We start from the raw sequence: 8664 nt of genomic DNA, 5'->3' as shown, positions 1-8664 counted from the left end.
GCGTCGGTGGCCGAGAACGCCCCCGCACGTACCGGATGCATCTGCACCCGCAGGTCCACCCGATCCAGCAAGGGACCGGAAAGCTTGCCCAGGTAGCGCCGTTTGGCCGCCGCCGCGCAGATGCAGTCCTGGGGATCGGCCGGCGCGCACGGGCACAGGTTGGCGGCAAGCACCAGTTGGAACCGGGCTGGATAGCAGGCCACCCCGTCGCGGCGGGCAAGACGAATTTCCCCGTCTTCCAAAGGCGTTCGTAAGGCTTCCAGCGCGCTGACGCTGATCTCGGCGCATTCGTCCAGGAAGAGCACCCCGCGGTGCGCCCTGCTGACAGCGCCAGGTCGGGCCATCCCCGAACCCCCGCCGACGAGCGCCGCGACGCTGGAACTGTGATGCGGCGCCACAAACGGCGGCCTGGTAATCAACGGCGTGCCCGCCGACAGCAGGCCGGCCACCGAATGGATCGCGGTGACCTCCAGCGACTCACTCTCCGTCAGCGGGGGCAACAACCCGGGAAGGCGTTGGGCCAACATCGTTTTGCCCACCCCCGGCGGGCCGGTCAGCATCAGGTGATGCGCCCCGGCGGCCGCGACCTCGACCGCGAACCGCGCTTGCGCCTGCCCGACCACGTCGGCGAGGTCCGCCGACGGTTCCGAAACCGTGGCTACCGCGCTGATCCTTGGGTCTAAGCCGCCCGACCCGCCGAGCCAGCTCTGCAGCTGCCGTAGGGTACGCACGCCCCACACGTCGATGCCGTCGACCAGGCTTGCCTCGGCCAAGTTATCCACCGGGACAACGACGGCCGGCCAGCCATCGCGTTTGGCGGCCAGCACGGCCGGCAGCACTCCGCGTACCGAACGGACCCGCCCGTCCAGCGACAGCTCACCCAGCAACACCGTCTTCTCCAGACGTTCCCACGGGTGCTTTCGCTGCGCCGAAAGCACCGCGGCGGCAAGGGCGATGTCGTAGACCGATCCCATTTTTGGCAGCGTCGCCGGCGACAGCGCGAGCGTGAGCCGGGCCATGGGCCAGCTGTTGCCGCAATTGGTGACCGCCGCTCGCACCCGGTCCCGGGACTCCTGCAGCGCGGCATCGGGCAGACCCACCAGATGCACACCCGGCAGCCCCGAGGTGATGTCGGCCTCGATCTCCACGATCGCCCCGTCTAGTCCGCGCACCCCGACCGAAAATGCGCGCCCCAGCGCCATCAGCCAATTCCTTGCAGGTGGGTGATCTCCGGGGTGCGGCGCCGCCCGACCCGCACACCGATCATGTCGATGCGCACCGCCGCCCAGCGCTCGTCCTGGCCGGCCAGCCACAGCCCGGCGAGCCGGCGCAGCCGTCTGACTTTGCGCTCGGTGACGGCGTATGCCAGCCCGCCATACCCATCGCCGGTGCGGGTTTTGACCTCGACAAAGACCGCTGTGCGGGGGGCCTCGTCGGAAGCGATCACGTCGAGTTCGCCGTAGCGGCAACGCCAGTTGCGGTGCAAGATCCGCAACCCCATCCTCGTCAGGTGGTCCACGGCGAGCGCCTCGCCCATCGCTCCCAGCTGAACCCGGGTCAGAGTCTTTTGGGTCGTCATGTCGGCCACGGTGCACGGGGGGCCCGACAAGGCGGGCCGCCATCGACGATTCGGGTGTCGGCACCGGCCGGTTATCCCCAGTCCGGTGGCTATCCACAGCCGGCCGGGCCGTGGTTATGTGATCCGGTCCGGTCGGGTGTAGACGTTCATCGACTCCTCCCGAAGGAAGGCGACAAGCGTCACCCCAGACTCCTCGGCCAGCGAGACCGCCAGTGACGACGGCGCGGACACAGCGGCCAGCACGGGAATCCCGGCCATCACGGCCTTCTGCGTCAGCTCGAACGATGCCCGCCCGCTGACCAGCAGCGCCGAGGCGGCCGCCGGTATCCGCTCATGTTCCGCCGCCCAGCCGATGACCTTGTCGACCGCATTGTGCCTGCCGATGTCCTCGCGCACCACGAGCATCGTGCCGTCGACTGCGAACAAGGCCGCGGCGTGGAGCCCACCGGTGCTGTCGAAAACCTTTTGCGCGGAACGAAGTTGGCCGGGCATCGCCTTGAGCGTGGCCGCGGCGACGGTGGCGGGATCCGCGCCAGGCGAGAAGCGGCCGATCAGGCGCACCGCTTCCAGCGATGCCTTGCCGCAGACCCCGCACGACGAGGTGGTGTAGAAGTTGCGGGTGACATCGAGGTCGGGTGTCTTGACGCCGGGAGCCAGGGTCACGTCGAGAACGTTGTAAGTGTTCGCGCCGTCTTCACCGCGCCCGCCGCAATAGCGAATGGTGAGCACGTCCTCGCGGCCCCCGATTACCCCCTCGGTGAGCAGGAAGCCTCGCGCGAGTTCGAAATCCGAGCCGGGCGTGCGCATCGTGACCGTGACCGGCGCACCGTTGACGCGGATCTCCAACGGCTCCTCGACAACCAGGGTCTCCGGCCGGGTGACGGCCCGATCCGCAGTGAGGTGATGTGCGCGTCGACGCGCCGTTACGTGGCCCACTGGCCACTTTCACCGTCGGCCGGGACGTCGCGAGACGCGGCTGGGCGCGAAGACCTCACGGAGTCAAACTACATTGGCCGGCGCCCGGGCGCCGGGAGCGAATTCGGCGGTGGAACCAACGGAGCTCGACCAGGCGATAAGCGGTGACCAATCCCGATATTCTCGGATAAGGACCGTGAGCTGCCGGCGCAGCGTGTGCGGCTCGTGTGGGCGACCGATAACCTACGGCGATTGCACAGCGGGTCAAACTACCGACACCGCGGGAAACGAGGCACAACATGGCAGACGAACCGATTGCCGACGCAGACGGTTCAACACCTGGTGGGGAGAAACCTGACCCGGTTACGGTCTTCGCGGCCCTCGCCGAAATCATCTATCACGGCTCGGGCGCCAGCGAGATGTACGCGGCCATCTGCATCGCCGCGACCCTGACGGTCCGCGGCTGTGACCACGCCAGCCTGTTGGTGCGCGACAACGATCGTTACGTCACTGTCGGAGCGAGCGACCGGCTAGCCCAGCAAATCGACGAGTTGGAACGCCGTGCCGGCGACGGCCCGTGCATCGACGCGATCGAGGAGGAAACGCCCCAGATCGACACGGACCTGACCACGCCCTCCCTGTGGCCCAAGCTCGCGGCCGTCCTTGTCGCAGAGACACCGGTGCGCGGGGCCATGGGGTTTCGGCTCCTGGTCGACAAGCGCAAGGGGGCGGCGCTCAACCTGTTCAGCGACACCGCCAACCTGTTCGACGCCGAGTCCGCCGGACGAGCGGCGGTGCTGGCATCGTTCGCCAGCGTGGCCATCAACGCGATCGCCAAGGGCGACGATGCCGCCAGCCTTCGGCGCGGACTGCTCAGCAACCGCGAAATCGGCAAGGCGGTCGGCATGTTGATGCTGCTGCACGAAATGACCGAGGAGCAGGCGTTCGAACTGCTGCGGCGCCATTCCCAGGCCCTGAACATCAAGCTGGCCGAAGTGGCGCGGGCCGTCATCGAAAAGCGCGGTCAACTGCCGTCCAACGGCGACGAGCAGCCCCCGTCGGGCGCATAGTTCCGGCTTGCGGGGCTATTCCGGCAGCCGCAGCTCGGGCTTCTCGACCTCTTCGATGTTGACGTCCTTGAAGGTGACCACCCGCACCTGCTTGACGAACCGCGCCGGACGGTACATGTCCCATACCCAGGCGTCGGACAGTCGCAGTTCGAAGTACACCTCGCCGTCGGCGTTGCGCGGCATCATCTCCACACTGTTTGCCAGATAGAAGCGCCGCTCGGTTTCCACGACGTAGCTGAACTGGCCGACGATGTCCTTGTATTCGCGGTACAGCGAGAGCTCCATCTCGGTTTCGTACTTTTCGAGATCCTCGGCACTCATCTGCTCAGACGTCCTTCTCCCTGACAATTTCCCCGGCTCCGTCCTGAGGCGTCGCCGGGTGGGAACCTCGTCCCATCTTTCCTCACCGGTATCCGGCACGCTCGGCCGGAGGGTCCAGTTTGCACTCGGCCACCACCCGCGCGCCCGACTCTGTCGCCACGCGCCGGACGTTGATGAACGAATAGCGATGCTGCGCGCAGGGGCCCAGCCGGGTCAGCGCCGTAGAGTGGGCCGGCGTGCTGTAGCCCTTGTGATCGGCGAAGCCGTAGCCGGGGTGCTCGGCGTCCATCGCGACCATCAGCCGGTCACGGCTGACCTTTGCCAGCACGCTGGCCGCGGCGATGCAGGCCGCCACCGCGTCTCCACCGATCACCGGCAGCGACGGCATCGGCAGGCCGGGCACGCGAAAGCCGTCGCTCAGCACATAGCCGGGACGCCGGGACAGACCGGCCACCGCACGGCGCATGCCTTCGATATTGGCCACATGCACGCCGCGGCGGTCCACCTCGTCGGACGGGATGAACACCACGTGGTAGGCCAAGGCGTAGCGGCGGATCAGCGGGAACAGCTGCTCGCGCACCTTCTCGGTGAGTTTCTTCGAATCGTCAAGGTCTGCAAGGCTTTCCAGCCTCCCCGGGCCGAGCACGCAGGCCGCCACCACCAGAGGCCCAGCGCAGGCACCGCGGCCCACCTCGTCGACCCCGGCCACCGGTCCCAGCCCGCTGCGATACAGCGCGGACTCCAGTGTGCGCAGCCCCGACGACTTGCGGATCACCGTCCGCGGCGGCCACGTGGTGGCCACGGCTACTGACCCTGTTGGGGGTTCACCGAACCCACGCCACCCCATCGCGACGGCGGCCACACGATGAACCTGGCCTTACCGATGACATTGGACACCGGCACGGTCCCCGATGTCGGATCGCCGGTGCACAGTATCCCCTTGAGGGCGTGGGCCGGAACGCTGGTGCAGTGGGCGCGCGAGTCCGCCGAGTGCGTCCGGTTGTCGCCCATCACCCACAGCCGTCCCTGCGGGACGGTAACCGGCCCGAACTCACTGCCCAGGCATGGATATACCGACGGGTCGGCCGTCATGGTGGCGGTATTCAGGTACGGCTCCTTCAGCGGCTTGCCGTTGACCGTCAACCCGGTATCGGCCCGGCACTGCACCGTCTGCCCTCCGACCGCGATGACCCGCTTGACCAGGTCGTTTTCATCGGGGGGCACGAAACCGATGAACGATAGACCGTCCTGCACCAAGCGCAGCGGGGTGTTGTTCGAACGGATCGACTTGTATCCGGCGTTCCATGACGACGGTCCCTTGAAGACGATCACATCACCGGGGTGCGGTGCGCCGAAACGGTAGCTGAGCTTGTCCACCATGATGCGATCGCCGACACAGCCCGTGCATCCGTGCAGCGTGGGCTCCATGGATTCCGACGGGATCAGGTACGGGCGGGCGACGAACGTCAGCATGACGTAGTAGAGCGCCACCGCGATCGCGGCCAGAATCGCGAGCTCCCGCAGCGCGGACTTCTTTTTGGGCGCCGGCTCGTCCGCCTCGGGGGGCGGGGGCGCCTCAGCGGGCGCATTGGGGTCGCGGATAGAGACCTTCGGCTCCGACTGGGTGGCGTCGCGCGGGGGCTCAGGCGAGTCCGGGGTGTCGGTCACGGGACCAGCGTAGCCAGCACAGCCTGGTGCCCCGCAATCCGGCGAGTCAACCGTCCCCTAAACCGATTGGGCGACCCGCGACCACCGCTCGGGCGCACCCGATCAGCGCTTTTCCTTGATCTTGGCCTTCTTGCCGCGAAGTTCCCGCAGGTAGTAGAGCTTGGCGCGGCGGACATCACCACGGGTCACCACCTCGATATGGTCGATGTTCGGCGAATGCACCGGGAAGGTCCGCTCGACACCAACGCCATAGCTCTCCTTGCGCACGGTGAATGTCTCGCGGATGCCCCCGCCCTGTCGGCGGAGCACCACACCCTTGAACACCTGGATACGCTCCTTGGCGCCCTCGATCACCTTGACGTGAACGTTGATGGTGTCGCCCGGGCTGAAGGCCGGGATGTCGTCGCGCAGCGACGCCTGGTCGACGAAGTCCAGCCTGTTCATGTTGAGAAGACACTTCCTTGCGGTCGCGGCTTGCGGCAGCCGCCCGCACGCGGCGGTGGGGCGGTCATCAAGCCGATTATTTTCGGGCTTTCGGGCGCATCTCGCAACGGCCGGGAAGCAGCCCGGCCCGCTGACAAGTTGGAGACAACTGATCAATTGTGCCAGACTGCGCGCGTCCTTTGAAAATCACAGCTAAACGTGGCGGTTCGTAACGAGCCAAAGACGCTGGTGAATGGTACATATGATTGGGGCCTAAACGCGCTACTCGAACCCGAACCTCTCAGCGTGACGCCCGGGGCGGATTGGCGGTGCGGCCCCGTATGTGCACGTTTACGTCGGAGGAGTCGGAGTAGAGAAGATGCGCGCACGCCCGCTCACGGTGCTCACCGCCATGGCGGCGGTGACGCTGGTGTTGGCTGGGTGTGACGAGGCACTGGTAGAGGCACAGGTCCAGGCGAGGGCATCCAGCAAGCCGGTACACGGCGCGCCCGATCGCACGTCACCGCCGCCACCGGAGACGATCCGACTGCTGCTGGACACCATCGCGACGGCCGGGCCACTGCAGGCACTGCCCCCCAGTGCGTGGTTCAGCCGACTGCAGGCACGCGTCCAGCACGCAACCGACGAAGCCGCCGCCAACGGGGCCACACTCTCGGTGGCCATCCTCGACCGCAAGACGCATGAGCTCGTCTCCAACGGCAACCCGCAGATCGTCGGCACCGCATCGGTGGCCAAACTGTTCATCGCCGACGATCTGCTGCTGCACGAATCCGAGGGCAAGACCCCCCTGTCCCCGGATGACCGGCAGGCATTAGACGTCATGTTGCAGTCTTCCGACGACGGCGCCGCCGAGCGGTTCTGGGGTCAGGGCGGCGGCGACGCCATCATCACCCAGGTCGCGAGCCGATACGGACTGTCGTCCACCACCCCGCCCAACGACGGACGCTGGTGGAACACGATGAGCACGGTCACCGACCTGATCCATTACTACGACATGCTGCTCGACGGGTCGGGCGGGCTGCCGGCGGAACGGGCCATGATCATCGTCAACGACCTGGCCCAGTCCACCCCTAATGGAGTCGACGGCTACCCGCAGCGGTTCGGCATTCCCGAGGGCCTGTTCGCCGAACCGGTGGCGGTCAAACAGGGCTGGATGTGCTGCATCGGCGCCGATTGGATGCACCTGTCGACCGGCGTGATCGGCGCGGACCGCCGCTACATCATGGTGATCCAGTCGCTGCAGCCCTCCGACGACACCACCGCGCGACAGACGATCACCCAGGCCGTCAAGACGATGTTTCCCAGCGGCCGGATCTGACCCACACCCGCCAAATCGCTAGCCCAAGAGATCGGGGCGGCGTTCGCGCGTGCGCTGCAGCGAAACCTCCCGACGCCAGGCTGCGATTCGCGCATGATCACCGGACAACAAAACGTCGGGGACGTCCAGCCCACGCCAACTCGGCGGACGGGTATAGCTCGGCCCCTCCAGCAGCCGGTCCAGGGACGGCGAGTGTGAATCATCGCTATGCGACGCGGGATTGCCGAGAACTCCGGCCAGCAGCCGGAGCACGGCTTCGATCATCACCACGGTAGCCGACTCGCCACCCGGCAACACATAGTCGCCGATCGAGACTTCTTCGACCCGCATCCGTCGAGCGGCATCCTCGATGACCCGCTGGTCTATGCCCTCGTAGCGGCCGCACGCGAACACCAGGTGCGTTTCGGTGGTCCAGCGCTGAGCGGTCGCCTGGGTGAACGGCGCACCGGCGGGGGTAGGAACTACCAAGAGTGTTTCACCGGAACAGATTTCATCCAGCGCCTCGCCCCAAACCGGCGCCTTCATCACCATGCCCGGACCACCGCCATAGGGTGTGTCGTCCACCGAGTGGTGCACATCGTGCGTCCACCGCCGCAGGTCGTGCACGTGCAGATCGACCAGACCAGACGCAATCGCCTTGCCCGGCAACGATTGCCGCAGCGGGTCCAGGTAGGCCGGGAAGATCGTCACAACGTCAATCCGCATAGTTATTCCGCCTCGCCCGCGCACCTATTGCCCCAGATCCAGCAGACCCTCGGGCGGATCGATCTCGACGAATCCTTTCTCCGAGCCCTCGTCCAGCGATACCGACGTGACGATCGCGCCGACGAATGGCACCAGCACTTCACCACTTTGGCCGCCGGCATTGTCGGCATTGTCAGTGGCACGGCGCACCGCCAACAACTCACCGGCGGCGGTGTGCAGCACCTCGGCAACGACACCGACCTCCTGCCCGGTCGTCGTCCGGACCTGAAGGCCCTCGAGCTGGTGGTCGTAGTAGGTGTCCGGCTCATCGATCGGCGGCAGGTCATCGGAGTCCACGACAAACAAACTGCCCCGCAAGGCGTCGGCGGCGTCCCTGTCGTCCACCCCGGCCAATCGCACCAGCAGCCGCCCACCGTGCTCACGCACAGCATCGACGACATAGCTGTTCTCCAGGCCGCTACGAGATTGCCTGGCGCGCAACGTATTACCGGGTGCAAACCGGGCTGCCGGATCGTCGGTGCGGATTTCCACGACCACCTCGCCGCTGGTGCCGTGCGCTTTCACGACGCGCCCGACCGTCAACTCCAAGGGAGTTCGCTCCGCTACTGGTCGGTGTCCACCACGTCGACGCGGATGCCGCGGCC

At 66.8% G+C, this 8664-nt stretch carries 10 protein-coding genes and 1 pseudogene; 2 read left to right on the top strand and 9 right to left on the bottom strand.

Annotated features, from left to right (window positions below; genetic code table 11):
* From ACLP4W_RS14745 to fdhD, 3 genes are all read right to left on the bottom strand, one after another.
* Positions 1–1202 (bottom strand): YifB family Mg chelatase-like AAA ATPase (locus tag ACLP4W_RS14745; protein ID WP_442387069.1); only part of this gene is annotated, 1202 nt, incomplete at its 3' end.
* Positions 1202–1579 carry a YraN family protein gene (locus ACLP4W_RS14740; protein ID WP_442387067.1) on the bottom strand — a complete coding sequence of 126 codons (378 nt, stop codon included), beginning with the start codon at positions 1577–1579 and terminating at the stop codon, positions 1202–1204. The genes ACLP4W_RS14740 and ACLP4W_RS14745, both read right to left, overlap by 1 nt.
* A 114-nt stretch (positions 1580–1693) precedes the next feature.
* Positions 1694–2515: a formate dehydrogenase accessory sulfurtransferase FdhD gene (gene fdhD, locus ACLP4W_RS14735; RefSeq protein WP_442387065.1), complete on the bottom strand. Its 822-nt coding sequence runs from the start codon at positions 2513–2515 to the stop codon at positions 1694–1696.
* 278 nt (positions 2516–2793) lie between these two features.
* On the opposite strand from fdhD, the gene ACLP4W_RS14730 reads away from it, so the two are divergent.
* The gene (locus ACLP4W_RS14730) at positions 2794–3564 is read left to right on the top strand and encodes a GAF and ANTAR domain-containing protein (protein WP_442387063.1); all 771 of its coding nucleotides are present in this window, start codon (positions 2794–2796) and stop codon (positions 3562–3564) included.
* 15 nt (positions 3565–3579) lie between these two features.
* Here the strand turns inward: ACLP4W_RS14730 and ACLP4W_RS14725 are convergent, their stop codons facing one another.
* From ACLP4W_RS14725 to rplS, 4 genes and pseudogenes are all read right to left on the bottom strand, one after another.
* Positions 3580–3885 carry a DUF2469 domain-containing protein gene (locus tag ACLP4W_RS14725; protein ID WP_076122808.1) on the bottom strand — a complete coding sequence of 102 codons (306 nt, stop codon included), beginning with the start codon at positions 3883–3885 and terminating at the stop codon, positions 3580–3582.
* 4 nt (positions 3886–3889) lie between these two features.
* Positions 3890–4687 (bottom strand): annotated as a pseudogene (locus tag ACLP4W_RS14720) (ribonuclease HII).
* Positions 4688–4689: 2 nt separating this feature from the next.
* Positions 4690–5553 (bottom strand): signal peptidase I, encoded by an 864-nt coding sequence (lepB, locus tag ACLP4W_RS14715; protein WP_442387061.1) that lies wholly within the window; start codon positions 5551–5553, stop codon positions 4690–4692.
* Between the two features lie 102 nt (positions 5554–5655).
* On the bottom strand, positions 5656–5997 hold the full coding sequence (gene rplS / locus ACLP4W_RS14710) for a 50S ribosomal protein L19 (protein WP_442387059.1): 342 nt from the start codon (positions 5995–5997) through the stop codon (positions 5656–5658).
* Between the two features lie 358 nt (positions 5998–6355).
* Between rplS and ACLP4W_RS14705 the strand changes: the two genes are divergently transcribed.
* On the top strand, positions 6356–7315 hold the full coding sequence (locus tag ACLP4W_RS14705; RefSeq protein WP_442387057.1) for a hypothetical protein: 960 nt from the start codon (positions 6356–6358) through the stop codon (positions 7313–7315).
* A gap of 18 nt (positions 7316–7333) precedes the next feature.
* Here the strand turns inward: ACLP4W_RS14705 and trmD are convergent, their stop codons facing one another.
* Together trmD and rimM are read right to left on the bottom strand one after the other, a co-directional pair.
* A complete protein-coding gene (gene trmD / locus ACLP4W_RS14700) occupies positions 7334–8020 on the bottom strand; it encodes a tRNA (guanosine(37)-N1)-methyltransferase TrmD (protein WP_442387056.1) in 687 nt (228 codons plus the stop codon).
* 24 nt (positions 8021–8044) lie between these two features.
* Positions 8045–8608, bottom strand: coding sequence for a ribosome maturation factor RimM (gene rimM, locus ACLP4W_RS14695; RefSeq protein WP_442387071.1), 564 nt, complete (start codon positions 8606–8608; stop codon positions 8045–8047).
* Positions 8609–8664 lie beyond the last annotated feature (56 nt).

The sequence above is a fragment of the Mycobacterium sp. genome, assembly GCF_052145595.1.
Classification (GTDB): Bacteria; Actinomycetota; Actinomycetes; order Mycobacteriales; family Mycobacteriaceae; genus Mycobacterium.
This window is presented reverse-complemented; position numbering and strand designations above follow the sequence as displayed.